This is a genomic window from Photobacterium ganghwense, from assembly GCF_003025595.1.
Classification (GTDB): Bacteria; Pseudomonadota; Gammaproteobacteria; order Enterobacterales; family Vibrionaceae; genus Photobacterium; species Photobacterium ganghwense.
In genome coordinates, this window is record NZ_PYMI01000003.1 from 149,049 (window position 1) to 167,367 (window position 18,319).

Here is an 18,319-nt window from a genome sequence, read left to right on the forward strand (position 1 = left end):
CGGGCGTTTTTTTATTGCCTCGTTTTATATTGCTCGTTTTATATTGTTCCACTTTTATTATTGTTTCATAGGGCCTATCGCGATCCCGTGTTTTCTTCAATCCTGTATGTCGAACTGTTCTATTTCACCATCTGATGTCCTAGCCTGTGTTCAGGTTGCTGAGCAGGCCAGTGATCCGGCATTACGAACCAGAGGTTTTCTTGCGCATCGACCGCCATGGCCGGATGAGAAATCACGCCCGTTAAAGGCGGCGTCGCCAGCGTTGAAAATGGCGGTGGAGCAATCCATTCCCGTTTTGTCAGCGGTCGTAATATCTTGTCTTGAAGCTGGTGGCTGTAACACCAGCGTCCGATGCTGGCTCCCGGATTAAGAGAAATGCCGGAACCTTGGCTGGTTTGATCTTCCGGGTAAAACAGTCGACCCTGCATGATGAGACGTCTAACCGCAACCTGACCGAAGATTGGGGAGAGCTGTTGTTGATAAGCCATGTGATCAGAAAGGGCTAACTGGTGCTCCAGCATTCGCTTTGCTTTTTTATCTAAGTTGTCTTTGGCGTTAGGACCCGGCCAACTCTGCTCCCAGGCTAGGTAAAATTTGATTGCCACTTCCCAGTGTTCCAGTTCACCTGTCATCAGATTGCGAACCAGGAAATCGATCGCCCCCAATGTTTGTTTGTTGTCGTGTAGCTGAAGTTCTTCCGCAACCAGATCATAATGCGGGTGTTCAAGGATGAGTTGTTGCCAAAGCCACTGATAGTAAAAGCCCAACCGTGGATTGCCCTGGTAGGATGAATCCGCTGGAATATTGGCGGATTGGCGAAATTGCGCCAGCCAATCTTGGTCGATGATGTAGTCATGCCCCGTGAGCAGGGGCGGCAGATGTAAGACAGCCTCAAACGGGTTAGGCGAGCTCTGCTTATGGTTGAGCGGCTGGTTTTGCAATAGCTGGTTTGATGACATTTTGATATAAATCGCCTTTTTATATAAATAGATGGACTAAAAAGTTCGTCCGATTCTCATATCGCAGGAGATTTCTTCGATATCACCATGCCAATAATGGCTCTTGTGGATAACTATGGCGACTTATAAACAGCTCTGGTTTATTTTTTGCGTCGTCAGTGGGTAGCGAGATGGTATTTGTGCCTTACCTATCGCGATTTTCCTGCAATGTCGGGCATGCTGCCTTTATTACTCTTGATGGTAACAGGTTAGGAGCAGGGTGTATGGCCTTATCACGGCTTTTTTCAGCCCGGTTTCACGTTAGAATAGGATCATAGACGCAAAAGGAAATGACCATGAATCACTTAAAATTAGAAACTTTGCTCAATGAATTACTGAGTCCGCACCTGATCAAAGATTACTGCCCAAACGGGCTGCAAGTTGAAGGGAAAGTTGAGGTAAAAACCATTATCACCGGCGTGACGGCCAGCCAGGCGCTGGTTGACCGAGCGATTGAAGAAAAAGCAGACGCATTGTTGGTCCACCACGGTTATTTCTGGAAAGGGGAACCTTCTGAAATTCGTGGTATGAAATACCGTCGTATTAAGGCGCTGATTGAAAACGGGATTAATCTGTACGCTTACCACCTACCGCTGGACGTGCACCCAACCCTTGGGAACAATGCGCAATTAGCCAAGCTGCTGGATATTGAAATGCTGGGCGGGCTTGAGGCGGGTAATCCGAACTCAGTATCTGTTTTTGGCCAGTTTGCTGAACCGTTGAGTGGTGATGAGCTGGCAGCACGTTTATCCATCGCATTACATCGTGAACCGCTGCACATCGGTGATACGGGGCCGGCAGAGATCAAGACCGTTGGCTGGTGTACTGGGGGAGGTCAGGATTTTCTTGAACTGGCTGCTCAGAAAGGGCTGGATGCCTTTATTTCCGGGGAAATTTCGGAACGTACTGTGCATACTGCCCGCGAGCTGGGTATTCATTATTTCAGCGCGGGTCATCATGCGACCGAGCGCTATGGAGTGAAAGCACTGGGTGAATACCTGGCAGCTAACCATGGCTTTGACGTGACCTTTATTGATATCGATAACCCAGTGTAGTAACTAAGTTCGTCGTGCCAAGCGATGATGCGAAAGAAAGACGAATTAAAAAAGGGCCGTAAGGCCCTTTTTTAGTGAAGTAACTTATTCACGCTCATGCAGAGGTTTGAACGCACGCTGCTTGTAACCGGTGTACAGCTGGCGAGGACGGCCAATGCGGTTGTGCGGATCATTGTGCATTTCGTTCCAGTGGGCAATCCAGCCGATGGTACGAGACATTGCAAAGATCACAGTGAACATAGATACCGGAATACCGATTGCTTTCAGGATGATACCTGAGTAGAAATCAACGTTCGGGTACAGTTTCTTCTCAATGAAGTACTCGTCAGACAGAGCGATACGCTCAAGTTCCATCGCCACATCCAGCAGCGGATCCTGAATATTCAGCTCTTGCAGTACATCGTGACACGCTTCACGCATTACGGTTGCACGTGGGTCGTAGTTCTTATAAACACGGTGACCAAAGCCCATCAGGCGGAATGGGTCATCCTTGTCTTTAGCACGTTCAATGTACTCAGGAATCTTGTCTACGCTGCCAATTTCTTCCAACATTTTCAGACAAGCTTCGTTTGCACCACCGTGGGCAGGACCCCACAGAGAAGCAATACCCGCAGCGATACAGGCAAATGGGTTAGCACCCGAAGAACCTGCCAGACGGACTGTTGATGTTGACGCGTTTTGCTCATGGTCGGCGTGCAGCGTGAAGATTTTATCCATCGCGCGAGCAACGACAGGGCTCACTTCGTATTCTTCACACGGAGTGGCAAACATCATGTGCAGGAAGTTTTCCGCATAGTCCAGGTCATTACGCGGGAAGATAAACGGCTGGCCAATCGAGTATTTGTAACACATTGCTGCCAGAGTCGGCATCTTCGATAGCAGGCGGAAAGCCGTGATTTCACGGTGGGTATCGTTATTGATATCCAGAGAATCGTGATAGAACGCTGCCAGTGCGCCTACTACGCCACACATAACAGCCATTGGGTGTGCATCACGACGGAAACCGTGGAAGAAACTCGAAATTTGCTCGTGAACCATAGTATGGCGTGTCACCGTGGTACGGAAAGTTTCGTACTGCTCACGGGTCGGTACTTCGCCATACAGCAGAATGTAACAGACTTCCAAGTAGTCAGCGTTATTGGCTAACTGGTCAATCGGGTATCCGCGATGAAGCAGAATACCGTTATCACCATCAATGTAAGTAATTTGAGATTCACATGACGCAGTGGCTAGAAAACCCGGGTCAAAAGTAAAGTAACCGTTAGCGCCAAGCTTACGTACGTCAACTACTTCAGGCCCTTCAGTGCCCCCGATAATCGGCAGTTCGATCGGTGCATTCCCTTCAATATGAAGAGTAGCTTTCTTGTCTGCCATAACAATCTCCTTTGTTTTTTTATAATCCTAATCCGATCCTAGTCCTAGGCGGATGTGCATTTGTTGTACCGATCGGTGGAGTGATTGTCAATTTTTGTGCTCACTTGTGTGCGCTTGTTAATAACTTTGGATAAAAGGGGTAAATTTCTAAAAGCGTGTTAGAGGTCATGTAACAGGATTTGTAATTGACTGTTGCGAGGCGTATACTCGCCGCAGGTCTCTGGTTCTGCCGCCGCCAGATACAAATGCTCAAGTTATCAATAATTTTCGTAAGTTAGGTAAGGCACCGTTTTATCGCTATTTCAGGGTAAAACATAATTGCAACCTCAAGTTACAACAATGTTAACGGTTAACGCAGTTGTACGGCTTAAGCGGAAGCGGAGAGTGATAACAATAAAATTGCTTCAATGGAGCTGAGTGGGCAATCACCGTGAAAGTAAACAAGCCAAGACCTGTTAACCTCGACCTACAGACGATTCGCTTCCCTCTAACTGCGATAGCGTCTATCTTGCATCGCGTTTCAGGCGTGATCACCTTTGTATCCGTAGCTATCCTGTTGTGGCTACTGGGCCTCTCCCTGTCTTCCCCGGAAGGTTTCGCAAGTGCTGCTGACATTGTCGACAGTTTCTTTGTGAAGTTCGTTCTTTGGGGAGTACTAACTGCACTGTTCTATCACATTGTAGTCGGTATTCGTCACTTGTTGATGGATATGGGATATTTTGAAGAGATGGAAACCGGTATTGCGAGTGCAAAAGTAAGTTTTGCAATCGTTGCTGTACTGTCTCTGTTCGCTGGAGGCCTGGTATGGTAAGCAACGTTTCTACAGTCGGCCGTAATGGCGTTCATGATTTTATTCTGATCCGCGCAACGGCAATCATTCTTACGCTTTACACCCTTTATATGGTTGGTTTCTTTGCCTTCGGGCCTGATCTGACCTTTGAAACCTGGAGTGCTTTCTTCGGCAAGCTAAGCACTAAAGTCTTCACCATGCTGGCACTGCTATCCATTCTGGTTCACGCCTGGATCGGTTTGTGGCAGGTACTGACTGATTATATTAAACCTGCTGCGCTACGTGCGGGTCTTCAGTTTGGTGTTGTTGCTGTTCTTCTGGTTTACCTGTTCTCAGGTTTCTTCATTGTGTGGGGTGCGTAAGTGAGCATTGCAGTTCGAGAATTTGATGCCGTTGTAATTGGTGCTGGTGGTGCTGGGATGCGCGCCGCACTGCAAATTTCTGAGCAGGGCCTGAAATGTGCGCTGCTGTCTAAAGTTTTCCCGACCCGTTCACATACGGTATCTGCGCAAGGTGGTATTACCGTTGCTCTGGGTAACTCACACCCGGACAACTGGCAATGGCACATGTACGATACCGTAAAAGGTTCCGACTACATCGGTGACCAGAACGCGATCGAGTACATGTGTAAGACTGGCCCACAATCCGTAATTGAGCTGGAAAAAATGGGTCTGCCGTTCTCTCGTTTTGACAATGGCACTATTTACCAGCGTCCGTTCGGCGGTCAGTCGAAAGAGTTTGGTGGTGAGCAGGCAGCACGTACTGCAGCTGCAGCTGACCGTACCGGCCACGCACTGCTGCACACGCTGTACCAACAAAACGTGAAGCACAAAACTACTATCTTCTCAGAATGGTATGCACTGGATCTGGTTAAGAACCAAGATGGCGCTATTCTGGGCTGTACTGCATTGTGCATGGAAACCGGCGAAATCTGTTACTTCAAGTCTAAAGCAACCATCCTGGCAACAGGCGGTGCTGGCCGTATCTACGCATCGACGACGAATGCTCACATCAATACCGGTGACGGTGTTGGTATGGCTCTGCGTGCCGGTGTACCGATGCAAGATATGGAAATGTGGCAGTTCCACCCGACGGGTATTGCCGGTGCCGGTGTTCTGGTAACGGAAGGCTGTCGTGGTGAAGGGGGCTACCTGCTGAACAAAGACGGTGAGCGCTTCATGGAGCGTTACGCACCGAACGCGAAAGACCTGGCTGGCCGTGACGTTGTTGCGCGTTCAATGATGGTCGAAATTCGTGAAGGTCGCGGTTGCGATGGCCCATGGGGTCCACACATCAAACTGAAACTGGATCACCTGGGTAAAGAGGTACTGGAATCTCGTCTACCAGGTATTTGTGAACTGTCGCGTACTTTCGCGCACGTTGATCCGGTGAAAGAGCCAATCCCAGTTATCCCAACCTGTCACTACATGATGGGTGGTGTACCGACTCAGGTTTCAGGTCAGGCAATCAAACAAACAGCTTCCGGTCAGGACGTTGAAGTTCAAGGTCTGTTCGCATGTGGTGAAATCGCCTCTGTATCAGTACACGGTGCGAACCGTCTGGGTGGCAACTCACTGCTTGACCTGGTGGTATTCGGCCGTGCAACCGGTCTTCACCTGGGTGAAACACTGCTGGCGCAGGCTGAAGCCCGCCCTGCAACTGAATCTGACATCGAAGCGTCACTGGCTCGTCTGAACCGTTGGAACAGCACCCAGAAAGGTGAAGATCCGGTTCAAATCCGTAAAGATCTGCAGCGCTGCATGCAAAACAACTTCTCGGTATTCCGTGAGGGTGAAGCAATGGCAACCGGTCTGGAAGAGCTGAAAGTGATCCGTGAGCGTCTGAAAGAAGCCCGTCTTGACGATACTTCATCAGAATTCAATACCCAGCGTATCGAATGTCTGGAACTGGACAACCTGATGGAAACGGCGTTTGCCACCGCTGTTGCGGCTAACTACCGTACTGAGAGCCGTGGTGCGCACGCACGTTTCGACTTCCCTGAGCGTGATGATGCAAACTGGCTGTGCCACTCTATTTACAACCCTGAGACAGAAGAAATGTCGAAGCGTGATGTAAATATGTCGCCAGTTCATCGTGAAGCGTTCCCGCCAAAAGCGCGTACTTACTAAGGGGAAGATAGATTATGAAACTCAATTTCTCGATTTACCGCTACAACCCTGACGTAGACAACGCGCCGCACATGAAAGGGTACACCCTGGATGTGCCGGAAGGCTCTGACATGATGGTACTGGACGCCCTGATTCTTCTGAAAGAACAGGATCCGTCACTGGCGTTCCGTCGCTCATGCCGTGAAGGGGTATGTGGTTCTGATGGCATCAATATGAACGGTAAAAACGGTCTGGCTTGTATCACGCCGCTGTCGGCGCTGACAGGCGAAAAGACCATTGTTATCCGTCCGTTGCCTGGTTTGCCTGTGATTCGTGACCTGATCATCGATATGGATCAGTTCTACACCAACTATGCCAAGGTTAAGCCGTTCCTGATTAATGAAGGCGCACAGCCACCGGCTCGTGAAAACCTTCAGTCACCAGAAGATCGTGCCCACCTTGATGGTCTGTACGAATGTATCATGTGTGCATGTTGTTCCACATCGTGCCCGTCATTCTGGTGGAACCCGGATAAATTTATTGGCCCGGCTGGCCTGCTGGCGGCATACCGCTGGTTAATTGATAGTCGTGATACCGCGACTGACGAACGTTTATCTGATCTGGACGACGCTTTTAGTGTTTTCCGTTGCCATGGCATCATGAACTGTGTAAATGTTTGTCCGAAAGGCTTGAATCCGACAAAAGCGATTGGCCACATCAAGTCGATGTTGCTCAAGCGCGCAGTATAATTTTTCGAATTATCGATATGCTGGCTCTCTGATTCGCAATCGGGAGCCGGCTTTTAGCCCGGTACCCAATCCGGCGCAAATGGCGATAACTAGTGGTTAAGGGAAAACAATGCAGAACGGCGTTATGAAGACTTGGTTAGAGTCTTCACACCTGGCTGGCGCCAATGCAACTTATGTAGAGGATCTCTACGAGTTGTATCTTAGCGACCCAGAGTTAGTGGACGAAGAATGGCGTCACGTATTCAGTGATCTGCCTGTTGTGAGTGAAACTGCCGTTGAGCAGCCGCATTCACGGGTTCGTGACTACTTCCGGCGTTTGGCGAAAGAGACGACTCATCTAAGTGCTACCGTCAGCGATCCAGACGTTGATGCCAAGCAGGTTAAGGTATTGCAGCTTATCAATGCTTACCGATTCCGCGGACATCAGCACGCGAACTTAGATCCGTTAGGCCTGTGGCAACAGGAGCGAGTCGCAGACCTCGATCCTGAGTTCCATAACCTGACAGCGGATGATTTCAACGAAACATTCAACGTGGGCTCTTTCGCTATCGGCCAAGAGACCATGAAACTTTCTGAGCTGTATGATGCGCTGAAGAAAACCTACTGTGGTTCGATCGGTGCCGAGTACATGCACATCACTAATACAGAAGAAAAACGCTGGATTCAGCAGCGTCTGGAATCTGTGGTGGGTCGTGGTACTTTCACGAAGGAAGAGCAACAGACATTCCTGGAAGAGCTGACAGCTGCTGAAGGTCTTGAGCGCTATCTGGGCGCGAAGTTCCCTGGTGCGAAGCGCTTCTCACTGGAAGGTGGTGATGCCCTGATCCCTATGGTCAAAGAACTGATTCGCTACGCAGGTACTAATGGTGCCCGTGAAGTGGTAATCGGTATGGCACACCGTGGTCGTCTGAACATGCTGGTCAACGTTCTGGGTAAAAAGCCGCAGGACCTGTTTGACGAGTTTGCCGGTAAGCACGGCGAAAGCTGGGGTACTGGTGATGTGAAATACCACCAGGGTTTCTCTGCTGACTTCGCAACGCCAGGCGGTGACGTGCATTTAGCACTCGCATTCAACCCGTCGCACCTGGAAATTGTGAATCCGGTTGTTGTGGGCTCGGTTCGTGCCCGTCAGGATCGCCTTGGCGACAGAGATGGCTCGCAAGTTCTGCCTATTACCATCCACGGTGACTCTGCAATTGCCGGTCAGGGTGTGGTAGCTGAAACCTTCAACATGTCCCAGTCTCGTGGTTACCGTGTGGGTGGTACTGTTCGCATCGTCGTGAACAACCAGGTTGGTTTCACTACATCCAACCCGATGGATACCCGTTCGACTCAGTACTGTACTGACATCGCCAAGATGGTTCAGTCACCAATCTTCCACGTTAACGCTGATGATCCGGAAGCCGTTGCATTCGTTACTCGTATTGCACTGGATTTCCGTAACACCTTTAAGCGCGATGTCGTGATTGATCTGGTGTGTTACCGTCGCCATGGTCACAACGAAGCGGATGAGCCGAATGCGACTCAACCGCTGATGTACCAGAAGATCAAGAAGCACCCAACGCCACGTAAGCTGTATGCTGACATGCTGACTGATGCAGGTTCGGTTGATTTGGAAACTGCGACTGCACTGATCAATGAGTACCGTGATGCGCTGGATCGTGGTGATTGCGTCGTGAAAGAATGGCGTCCAATGAAACTCCATTCCGTTGACTGGGCTCCATATCTGGGCCACGACTGGACTGTTGAGTGGAAAAACCAGTACGACGAAGGCCGCCTGATTGAGTTGGCGCAACGTATCTGTCAGTACCCTGAAAGTCACATTCTGCAAAGCCGGGTTCAGAAGCTGTACAACGATCGCCTGTCTATGGCGAGCGGCGAAAAAGCTATCGACTGGGGTATGGCAGAAACACTGGCGTACGCCACTTTGGTTGACGAAGGCAATCGCATTCGTATCACTGGCCAGGACTCAGGACGTGGTACATTCTTCCACCGTCACGCGGTTCTGCACAACCAAAACGATGCAAGCACTTATATCCCGCTGGCAAACATTCATGACAAGCAGGGGCCTTTCCAGGTGTTTGACTCTGTGTTGTCGGAAGAAGCGGTACTGGCATTTGAATACGGTTATGCCACGGCTGAGCCGGGCGGCCTGACTGTATGGGAAGCCCAGTTTGGTGACTTCGCTAACGGTGCACAGGTAGTGATTGACCAGTTCATCAGCTCGGGTGAGCAGAAGTGGGGCCGTATGTGTGGTCTGACTATGCTGTTACCTCATGGTTATGAAGGTCAGGGCCCTGAGCACTCATCAGCCCGTCTTGAGCGTTACCTGCAGCTGTGTGCTGAGCAGAACATGCAAGTGGTTATCCCATCCACACCGGCTCAGGTTTACCACATGTTGCGTCGCCAGGTTGTACGCCCAATGCGTCGCCCGCTGATTGTGATGTCTCCGAAGTCGCTGCTTCGCCATCCACTGTGTACTTCTACTCTGGATGACCTGGCTAACGGCAACTTCCAGCCTGCTATCGGCGAGATTGATGATCTGGATCCGAAACAGGTGAAACGTGTCGTCCTGTGTTCAGGTAAGGTGTATTACGATCTGCTGGAACAGCGTCGTAAGAATGAGCAGACCGATGTTGCCATCGTGCGTATCGAACAGCTTTACCCATTCCCGAAAGAGGACGTCGAAGCGGCGCTGGCGGATTACCAGCACGTTAAAGACTTTATCTGGTGTCAGGAAGAACCTCAGAACCAGGGCGCTTGGTACTCAAGCCAGCACAACTTCCGTGCTGCTCTGCCTCAAGGCGCTGAACTGAACTATGCAGGCCGTGCGGCATCAGCCTCACCGGCGGTAGGTTACATGTCGGTTCACCTGAAACAACAAAAAGCGTTGGTTGAAGACGCACTAACAATAGCTTGATTTGAACTGGAACAAAAAGGACAAAGCCGATATGACGATCGAAATTCTGGTTCCCGATTTACCTGAATCAGTTGCTGATGCGACAGTGGCAACCTGGCACAAACAACCAGGTGATGCAGTTACACGTGATGAAGTTCTGGTTGATATCGAGACAGACAAAGTTGTGCTGGAAGTACCAGCACCTGAAGACGGTATTCTGGAATCTATTCTGGAAGCGGAAGGTACGACAGTTCTGACCAAGCAGCTGCTGGGTAAGATCAAAGTGGGCGCCGTTGCTGGCGAACCAACTAAAGATGTACCGGCGGAAGCCGAAGCTTCACCAAACAAGCGCAGTACAGCCGCGCTGAGTGAAGAAACAAATGAAGCACTGAGCCCTGCGGTTCGTCGCCTGCTGGCTGAGCACAGCATTAACGCAACGGATGTGAAAGGCACTGGTGTTGGCGGTCGCATCACTCGTGAAGACGTTGAAGCTTACGTGAAAGACGGTAAGAAAGCGGCACCGGTTGCTGACACTGCGGTTGAAGTGAAAGCAGAAGCGCCTCTTGCTCACCGTAGCGAGAAACGTGTTCCGATGACTCGTCTGCGTAAGCGTGTGGCTGAGCGTCTGCTTGAAGCGAAGAACAGCACTGCGATGCTGACGACCTTCAACGAAGTGAACATGAAGCCAATCATGGATCTGCGTCAGCAGTACAAAGACATCTTTGAAGAGCGTCACGGCATTCGCCTGGGCTTCATGTCTTTCTACGTGAAAGCTGTGGTTGAAGCGCTGAAACGTTACCCGGAAGTGAATGCTTCTATCGACGGTGACGACATCGTGTACCACAACTTCTTTGACGTCAGCATCGCTGTGTCAACACCTCGCGGCCTGGTAACTCCGGTTCTGCGTGACTGTGACAAGCTAAGCCTGGCTGAAATTGAAAAAGGCATCCGTGACCTGGCTATCAAAGGCCGTGACGGCAAGCTGAAAGTTGAAGAGCTGACTGGCGGTAACTTCACTATCACCAACGGTGGTGTGTTCGGTTCCCTGATGTCTACGCCAATCATCAACCCGCCACAAGCTGCGATTCTGGGTATGCACAAAATCCAGGACCGTCCAATGGCGGTAGACGGCAAGGTTGAAATCCTGCCAATGATGTACCTGGCACTGTCTTACGACCACCGCCTGATCGATGGCCGTGAGTCAGTAGGCTTCCTGGTTACTATCAAAGAGCTTCTAGAAGACCCAACACGTCTGCTTCTGGACGTATAACACTGTATCAGGCCGGGCAGGCTCAACGTCCGGCCTATTTAATATGCAGTGAAGAACGAAGAAATACCCCAGCGTATTTCGCATGGATATAACAAGTCCCTTAAGGGATATGAAAACGGATAGAACATCATGAATCTGCATGAATATCAGGCGAAACAGCTGTTCGCTGAGTACGGTCTGCCAGTTCCGGAAGGTTATGCGTGTGATACACCGCAAGAAGCAGCAGAAGCTGCTGGCAAAATTGGTGGCGACAAATGGGTCGTGAAATGTCAGGTACACGCTGGCGGCCGCGGTAAAGCGGGCGGTGTGGAACTGCACAAAACCAAAGACGGTATCAAAGAATTTGCACAAAAGTGGCTGGGTAAAAACCTGGTAACTTACCAAACAGATGCAAACGGTCAGCCTGTTTCAAAAATCCTGGTAGAAGAAGCCTCTAACATCGCGAGCGAACTGTACCTGGGTGCGGTTGTAGACCGTGCTACTCGCCGCATCGTATTTATGGCGTCTACTGAAGGCGGCGTTGAAATCGAGAAAGTTGCTGAAGAGACCCCTGAGCTGATCCACAAAGCGGCTATCGATCCACTGGTTGGCCCTCAGCCATACCAAGGTCGTGAGCTGGCTTTCAAACTGGGTCTGCAAGGCGATCAAATCAAGCAATTCACCAAAATCTTCCTGGGTCTGGGCAAAATGTTTGCTGACTACGACCTGGCGCTGCTTGAAATCAACCCTCTGATCATCACTGGCGAAGGCAACCTGCTATGCCTGGACGGTAAGATTAACATTGACTCGAATGCAATGTACCGTCAGCCAAAACTGCGCGAAATGCACGACCCATCGCAAGAAGATGAGCGTGAAGCGCATGCAGCGAAGTGGGAACTGAACTACGTTGCTCTGGATGGCAACATTGGCTGTATGGTAAACGGTGCTGGTCTGGCAATGGGTACCATGGACATCGTGAACCTCCACGGTGGTAAGCCTGCAAACTTCCTGGATGTTGGTGGTGGCGCGACGAAAGAGCGTGTAACAGAAGCCTTCAAGATCATCCTGTCTGACGCAAACGTGAAAGCCGTACTGGTTAACATCTTTGGTGGTATCGTCCGTTGTGATCTGATTGCCGAAGGTATCATCGGTGCCGTTGAAGAAGTTGGCGTAGAAGTACCGGTTGTTGTTCGCCTTGAAGGTAACAACGCTGACCTTGGTGCAGAAACACTGGCTAAGAGTGGCCTGAACATTATTGCTGCGACATCCCTAACTGAAGCAGCGGAAAAAGTAGTTGCTGCAGCGGAGGGTAAATAATGTCAATCCTAATCAACAAAGACACCAAAGTAATCTGTCAGGGTTTCACCGGCGGTCAGGGTACATTCCACTCTGAGCAAGCGCTTGCGTACGGTACGCAAATGGTTGGTGGTGTATCTCCGGGTAAAGGCGGTACAACGCACCTGGGTCTGCCAGTATTCAACACTGTTCGTGAAGCTGTTGAAACAACAGGCGCAACGGCGACGGTTATCTACGTTCCAGCACCTTTCTGTAAAGATGCGATTCTGGAAGCGATCGATGCTGGCATCAAGCTGATCGTTACCATCACTGAAGGTATCCCAACGCTGGATATGCTGGACGTGAAAGTACGCCTTGATGAAGCTGGCGTTCGCATGATTGGTCCAAACTGCCCGGGTGTGATCACACCGGACGAGTGTAAGATCGGTATCATGCCTGGTCACATCCACAAAGCGGGTAAAGTTGGTATCGTTTCACGTTCAGGTACGTTGACGTACGAAGCGGTTAAGCAAACGACTGACGAAGGCTTTGGCCAGTCTACCTGTGTTGGTATCGGTGGTGACCCAATCCCGGGTTCAAACTTCATCGATATCCTGGCGATGTTCGAGAAAGATCCAGCGACAGAAGCCATCGTAATGATCGGTGAAATCGGTGGTACAGCGGAAGAAGAAGCGGCAGCATACATCAAAGAGCATGTAACTAAGCCTGTTGTTTCTTACATCGCGGGTGTAACAGCCCCTCCAGGTAAGCGCATGGGTCACGCAGGTGCAATTATCTCTGGCGGTAAAGGTACTGCAGAAGATAAGTTCCAGGCACTTGAAGCGGCTGGCGTTAAAACGGTTAAGAGCCTGGCCGATATCGGTAAGGCGCTGCGCGAAGTAACTGGCTGGTAATTCCTCAGTTACTGACTATGCACAATAAAAACCGCTATCCAGTTTAATGGATAGCGGTTTTTTTATATTTATAGTGAAAAGTGATGAGTTGACGCTATAGCAGCCGTTGCAGCCAGTGGCTATGCTGCCATGAGCTTGAGTGCAGGGCTAATGGTGAAGGGGGCCTCGGTGGCTGCTTCGATATCCGAGATCGTAAAATGTGGTGAGATTTCGGTCAGCACAAGCCCCTCTGGCTCCACAACGAAAACGGCCATTTCGGTGATGATGACATTGACCTGGCCAGCTGCAGTGAGTGGCAAGCTGCAATGGTTAAGAATTTTAGGCTGTCCTTTTGCGGTATGCTCCATTGCCACAATGACCTTTTTGGCGCCAACCACTAAATCCATCGCCCCGCCCATACCCGGTACCATTTTTCCGGGGATGATCCAGTTCGCTAAATTTCCCTGCGCATCGACCTGAAGCGCGCCCAGGACAGTGACATCCACATGTCCACCTCGAATAATGGCAAAGGAGTCAGCACTGTTGAAATAGCTGGCACCGGGAATGGCGGAGATCGCTTGTCCTCCGGCATTGACCAAATCCGGATCAACGTTGTGCTCATTGGCCAGACCCTGGATCCCTAACAGCCCGTTCTCGGATTGAAATAACACTTCAATGTCAGCATCGATTTCGTTGGCAACTAACGAAGGCAGGCCAATGCCTAGATTAACGATATCGCCATCACGCAGCTCCCGGGCAACCCGCCGGGCAATGGTACAGCGGACGTGTTGTTTATCATTGTCGTTTGACATGGCTCAAGCCTCCTGGTGATAGATGTGATCGATAAATAAGCCGGGCGTGTGAACGTTCTCCGCCGCGATGGCACCGGTTTCAACGAGCTCGTGGGCTTCGACAATCACCGTCTCCGCCGCCATGGCCATCAGCGGATTGAAATTTTGTGTGGTTCGGCGATAGAAAGTATTTCCCTTGCTATCGACGACAGAGCCGCGGATTAACGCCAGATCAGCACGCAGCGGTTTTTCCAGTAAGAACATCTGGCCATCGACATCGATGACTGGTTTTCCTTCCGCAATTACAGTGCCCAGCCCCGTTGGGGTCAGAAATCCACCCAGTCCGGCGCCAGCTGCTCGGATCCGCTCGGCCAGAGTGCCTTGTGGGATTAACTCAACTTCCAGTTCTCCGGTAACCATTTGCCGACCGGTTTCGGGGTTGGTGCCGATATGTGATGCCAGCAACCGGCGGACACGTCTGGCGGCAATGAGTCGTCCGGAACCGGAGTTAGGTGTGCCGGTGTCAGTGGTGACTAGGGTTAAATTCTTCACTGAGCTGCTCAGCAGGATGTCAATCAGTTGTTCCGGAGCGCCATTTGCCATAAATCCGCCGATCATGATGGTCATGCCATCACGAAGGAGAGACTCGATTTCGCTGCGGTTGATATTCTTCTTCATTGGTTTTGCCTCAAACAGTCAGCGTCAGCCACATGCTAGTACAGATGTGGGGCGCTTAGAAACTGGGGTCGTGGTTCATTTGAGTGTATGGGGCGAGAAGAGTGGAGCGTTAGCGCTATTGCGGCAAAGCGAATTTGCGAATATGCAAGCGAGGGTGTTGTTTGGAAGAAGGCCAGCGAGACGCGGGGTCGGTCTCGCTGAAACTGGGCTAGCCCAATGCACGCTCAAGCAGAAAGGCCTTAAAACTACTGGCTGCCGCTGACGCTCGTTGCGGAGGGTAATAGTACAAGTTGAGGCTCCAGGTGCTGGTTCCATAGTCGCTGAATAAAGGCACTAAGTACCCGTTTTGAATGTCATTTCGTACGACGAATTCGGGTAAGTAACCAATCCCCGTGCCATTTCTTACCCCTTGCAGCAGCATGTCGCTGTCGTTGACCTCCAGATTTTTCGGGATCTTAATCATTTGGGTTTCAGGTCCGCAGGTAAAGATCCAGTCGTTGCTGCCCGTCAATGTTGATGCAAACAGGCAGCGGTGGTGGCTCAGTGCTTCGGGAGACTGCGGGGTGCCGTATAACGCCAGATAAGCGGGTGAGGCGACGGGAACAAACGGACACTGCATAATCTCTCTGCGCACCAGGTGCAGATCTTGCTCCCGATAGCCCTGATAGGTGGCATTGGCACTGATCATCAAGTCCGCTTCACCGGCATGATCTAAAGCCCAGGGGGTAATATTTAAAGAGAACGTGACGTGCGGTTGCTCGACCAGGTAGTCGTTGATTTCTTTCATCAGGAAATGATTGGCATAGACGGGAGTACAGGCAATATTGATATGTCCCTTATCATGCTCCTGATAGTCGAGCAGGGACTGCTGAATGTGGTGGGCGCTATCAACCAGCGGCGCAAATTCCTCGAACAGTTTCTGTCCGGCTGGAGTGGGTGTCAGTAGTTTGTTGGTGCGTCTGAGCAGGGGCATGCCAAATTGTGACTCTAAACTTTGCAGCCAGCGGCTGCCAGCAGAGACAGATATATCAAATTTACGAGAAGCGGCCGAGATTGAACCGCAGCGTATGACATTAACGAAAAAAGCCATCTTATCCAGCATGAGATCCCTTTTGCTTGATAACAGGTTGATAAAACGGCGACAGGAGAGTCATTCTCAAGTGCAGTGCCGGAAAGTTTTTCAAAGCGCTGTCCGGCGGGTTTAGCGTCGATGAGATACCCCTCGCCGAATTGAGCGGAATTGACCAATGTAACTGATATGTTTAGTGGTATCAGTGATGCAGACTTGAATCCTGGGATCGGGCACAGGGCGTTCGCGCCAGCACATGCAGGCCGGGAATGGAATTGGGTGTTAGTTGATGATAGTGCATTGGTAATGCTGGTGGTTATTTTGAGTGGTTATTGTGAGTGATTATTGTGGAGAATGGTCGATTGCGGGGCTGAAAAATGATGGAAATCGTTGGCAAAAAAGCAGCCTGCTCGGCGGTTAAACCTCGCAGGCCACTGAATTACCCGTTTAGAACAGTACGAGTCCCAAGCCGATGATCAGGCCGGAAGCCAACAGCGCAACCAGGCAATAGCCCATAATGTCTTTGGCGTTCAGGCCAGCAATACTCAAGGCTGGCAGGGCCCAGAACGGCTGGATCATGTTGGTCCATGCGTCGCCCCAGGCGATGGCCATGGCGGTTTTCGCGGCTGGGACACCCAGTGCTTCACCTGCCGGCATCATAATTGGTGCTTGGACGGCCCATTGACCACCCCCAGAAGGGACGAAGAAGTTGACAATGCCTGCGCTCAGAAAAGTAAAGAGCGGAAAGCTACCTGGTGTGGAAATACTGACGAACCAGTCGGAAACGGCTCCCGCCAAAGAGATCCCTTCCGGACCTTTAGCGACCATCATCCCCATAATCCCGGCGTAAAATGGAAATTGCAGCAAAATTCCAGCAGTGTTCTTGGTGCCTTCTGCCACCGCAGCGATCAATTGCTTTGGTGAGTCATGCAGGAGGATGGCGGTGAACAGGAAAATAAAGTTAACAATATTTAGGTTCAGGGCAAATCCGTGCTCAACGAAGTAGCTAATAATGTAGCTAAAACCGAGTAAGGCCAGCAGGCGATTGACCCAAGGGCTATGTTCCAGTTTTTCAGCTGGCGTAAGCGGATGAGAGGGTTGCGAAGTCGGCGGTTCTTGCAGCAGCGCCGGGTCGATAGTAACGACCTCGCCAGCCTGGCTCGGGTGCATTGCTTTGTTTAGCAATGGAATCACAAGGAGCATGACAGCCAGAATCAGTAGGTTGGATGCAGAAAAGAGGGTTTCGTTGGTAGAAATCGCCTGAGTGACGGCCCCGGCGGTGACAACCTCCAGATTACTTCCGCTGGCAAGCGCTAACGGGATCGAGCCTGACAGACCGGCATGCCAGAACAAAAAACCGGTATAGGCAGAGGCAATCAGCAGGCGATAGTCGACGCCTTTGACTTTGGCTGCAAGTTCTCGGGCAAAAATAGCCCCTACAACCAGACCAAATCCCCAGTTAATCCAACAAGCAATGGCACTGACGAGGGTAACAATAAAAATAGCATGGCCCGGCGTTTTGGCGGTCATCGCCAGGTAGGCCAGACTGCGCTTGAACACCGGGGCTGACGCCATGGCATGCCCGGTTACCACGACCATCGCCATTTGCATCGCAAACGTCAGCAAGTTCCAGAATCCGCCAGCGAAAGCATCGACCATCTGCATCGGGCTTTGTTGGGTTACAGGCATCGCAATCAAAAAGACCACAAAGGTCAGGATTGCTGCAAATAAAAAAGGATCCGGTAGGTAGCGCTGCACCAGGGTCGTGCAAAGGAACGAAAAGCGTTGCAACAGTGTGGACTGTTGAAAGCCAACAGTTTCAGTCGACATGGTTAACTCCTTTCCATGGATGGTTCATACTCATTGGGTGTGTTGATGTGGCTGCCAAAAAGCCTGTTAATAAATTGTGAAATTCTGGCGTTTGTCAATTCAAGACTATCCTCCGCCAGAATGAAACCTGTATTAACGGGAATATGATTTGCAAATTTTCAAGGGTGTACGAGCGGAGATGGAGGCCGGTGATGAAACGAGTCGTTGCGTTATTGCTGGGCGCTTTCGTTACGGTCAGCAATGTATCGGCAAAGGAAGACAAAGCCGGATATGAGGATTGCGTGCTTGAGCATGTGTCCGGAGCGGAAGAGGCGTTGGCAGTGAATGTCATCACCTACGCCTGTCATCGACTTTACATCGATAATTTCATGCTGTCGGGCAAAGACGAGGCGTATTTTTCTTGTTTGCTGGAGTACTTACCGGCTTCAAAAAGTGAGCAGGTGACCCACAAAATCAGAAACATTTGTTATCGTCGGCATCTCGGTTTGTTCGAGTTTTGAAACTGGCAAAACATAAAAAAACAGGCTGCGCGTGGCAGCCTGTTGTGCGGTTTTGTGCTGT

At 50.7% G+C, this 18,319-nt stretch carries 16 protein-coding genes; 10 read left to right on the forward strand and 6 right to left on the reverse strand.

The annotated features are described in order from the left end of the window. Window positions 1-119: 119 nt before the first annotated feature. Window positions 120-959, reverse strand: coding sequence for a DUF1853 family protein (locus tag C9I92_RS11185; protein ID WP_047887770.1), 840 nt, complete (start codon window positions 957-959; stop codon window positions 120-122). A gap of 335 nt (window positions 960-1,294) precedes the next feature. On the opposite strand from C9I92_RS11185, the gene C9I92_RS11190 reads away from it, so the two are divergent. Next, the gene (locus tag C9I92_RS11190; protein WP_047887769.1) at window positions 1,295-2,053 is read left to right on the forward strand and encodes a Nif3-like dinuclear metal center hexameric protein; all 759 of its coding nucleotides are present in this window, start codon (window positions 1,295-1,297) and stop codon (window positions 2,051-2,053) included. Between the two features lie 84 nt (window positions 2,054-2,137). Here the strand turns inward: C9I92_RS11190 and C9I92_RS11195 are convergent, their stop codons facing one another. Next, a complete protein-coding gene (locus tag C9I92_RS11195) occupies window positions 2,138-3,427 on the reverse strand; it encodes a citrate synthase (protein ID WP_047887768.1) in 1,290 nt (429 codons plus the stop codon). A gap of 430 nt (window positions 3,428-3,857) precedes the next feature. On the opposite strand from C9I92_RS11195, the gene sdhC reads away from it, so the two are divergent. The 8 genes from sdhC to sucD all read left to right on the forward strand — a co-directional run bounded on the left by sdhC (window position 3,858) and on the right by sucD (window position 13,411). Next, window positions 3,858-4,238, forward strand: a complete 381-nt coding sequence (gene sdhC / locus C9I92_RS11200) for a succinate dehydrogenase cytochrome b556 subunit (RefSeq protein WP_047887767.1) — start codon at window positions 3,858-3,860, stop codon at window positions 4,236-4,238. Next, window positions 4,232-4,579 carry a succinate dehydrogenase, hydrophobic membrane anchor protein gene (gene sdhD, locus C9I92_RS11205; protein WP_047887766.1) on the forward strand — a complete coding sequence of 116 codons (348 nt, stop codon included), beginning with the start codon at window positions 4,232-4,234 and terminating at the stop codon, window positions 4,577-4,579. Before sdhC ends, sdhD begins: the two co-directional genes overlap by 7 nt. Continuing rightward, on the forward strand, window positions 4,580-6,346 hold the full coding sequence (gene sdhA, locus C9I92_RS11210) for a succinate dehydrogenase flavoprotein subunit (RefSeq protein WP_047887765.1): 1,767 nt from the start codon (window positions 4,580-4,582) through the stop codon (window positions 6,344-6,346). A 14-nt stretch (window positions 6,347-6,360) separates the two neighbouring features. Then, the gene (locus C9I92_RS11215; protein ID WP_047887764.1) at window positions 6,361-7,074 is read left to right on the forward strand and encodes a succinate dehydrogenase iron-sulfur subunit; all 714 of its coding nucleotides are present in this window, start codon (window positions 6,361-6,363) and stop codon (window positions 7,072-7,074) included. A 109-nt stretch (window positions 7,075-7,183) separates the two neighbouring features. Beyond that, entirely contained in the window at window positions 7,184-9,994 is a 2,811-nt protein-coding gene (gene sucA / locus C9I92_RS11220) for a 2-oxoglutarate dehydrogenase E1 component (protein WP_047887763.1), read from the forward strand. Between the two features lie 31 nt (window positions 9,995-10,025). Continuing rightward, window positions 10,026-11,243 (forward strand): 2-oxoglutarate dehydrogenase complex dihydrolipoyllysine-residue succinyltransferase, encoded by a 1,218-nt coding sequence (gene odhB, locus C9I92_RS11225; protein WP_047887762.1) that lies wholly within the window; start codon window positions 10,026-10,028, stop codon window positions 11,241-11,243. 129 nt (window positions 11,244-11,372) lie between these two features. After that, the gene (sucC, locus tag C9I92_RS11230; protein WP_047887761.1) at window positions 11,373-12,539 is read left to right on the forward strand and encodes an ADP-forming succinate--CoA ligase subunit beta; all 1,167 of its coding nucleotides are present in this window, start codon (window positions 11,373-11,375) and stop codon (window positions 12,537-12,539) included. Next, window positions 12,539-13,411: a succinate--CoA ligase subunit alpha gene (sucD, locus tag C9I92_RS11235; protein ID WP_047887760.1), complete on the forward strand. Its 873-nt coding sequence runs from the start codon at window positions 12,539-12,541 to the stop codon at window positions 13,409-13,411. The genes sucC and sucD overlap by 1 nt, the downstream gene beginning before the upstream one ends. 119 nt (window positions 13,412-13,530) lie before the next feature. Here the strand turns inward: sucD and C9I92_RS11240 are convergent, their stop codons facing one another. The 4 genes from C9I92_RS11240 to C9I92_RS11255 all read right to left on the reverse strand — a co-directional run bounded on the left by C9I92_RS11240 (window position 13,531) and on the right by C9I92_RS11255 (window position 17,758). Further along, a complete protein-coding gene (locus C9I92_RS11240; protein ID WP_047887759.1) occupies window positions 13,531-14,202 on the reverse strand; it encodes a 3-oxoacid CoA-transferase subunit B in 672 nt (223 codons plus the stop codon). A 3-nt stretch (window positions 14,203-14,205) separates the two neighbouring features. Continuing rightward, window positions 14,206-14,859, reverse strand: a complete 654-nt coding sequence (locus C9I92_RS11245) for a CoA transferase subunit A (RefSeq protein WP_047887758.1) — start codon at window positions 14,857-14,859, stop codon at window positions 14,206-14,208. Window positions 14,860-15,067: 208 nt separating this feature from the next. Beyond that, the gene (locus tag C9I92_RS11250) at window positions 15,068-15,961 is read right to left on the reverse strand and encodes a LysR family transcriptional regulator (protein WP_047887757.1); all 894 of its coding nucleotides are present in this window, start codon (window positions 15,959-15,961) and stop codon (window positions 15,068-15,070) included. A 414-nt stretch (window positions 15,962-16,375) separates the two neighbouring features. Continuing rightward, window positions 16,376-17,758: a short-chain fatty acid transporter gene (locus tag C9I92_RS11255; protein ID WP_047887756.1), complete on the reverse strand. Its 1,383-nt coding sequence runs from the start codon at window positions 17,756-17,758 to the stop codon at window positions 16,376-16,378. Between the two features lie 191 nt (window positions 17,759-17,949). On the opposite strand from C9I92_RS11255, the gene C9I92_RS11260 reads away from it, so the two are divergent. Next, window positions 17,950-18,258, forward strand: a complete 309-nt coding sequence (locus C9I92_RS11260) for a VF_A0006 family four-cysteine protein (RefSeq protein WP_047887755.1) — start codon at window positions 17,950-17,952, stop codon at window positions 18,256-18,258. The last annotated feature ends 61 nt before the right edge of the window (window positions 18,259-18,319 follow it).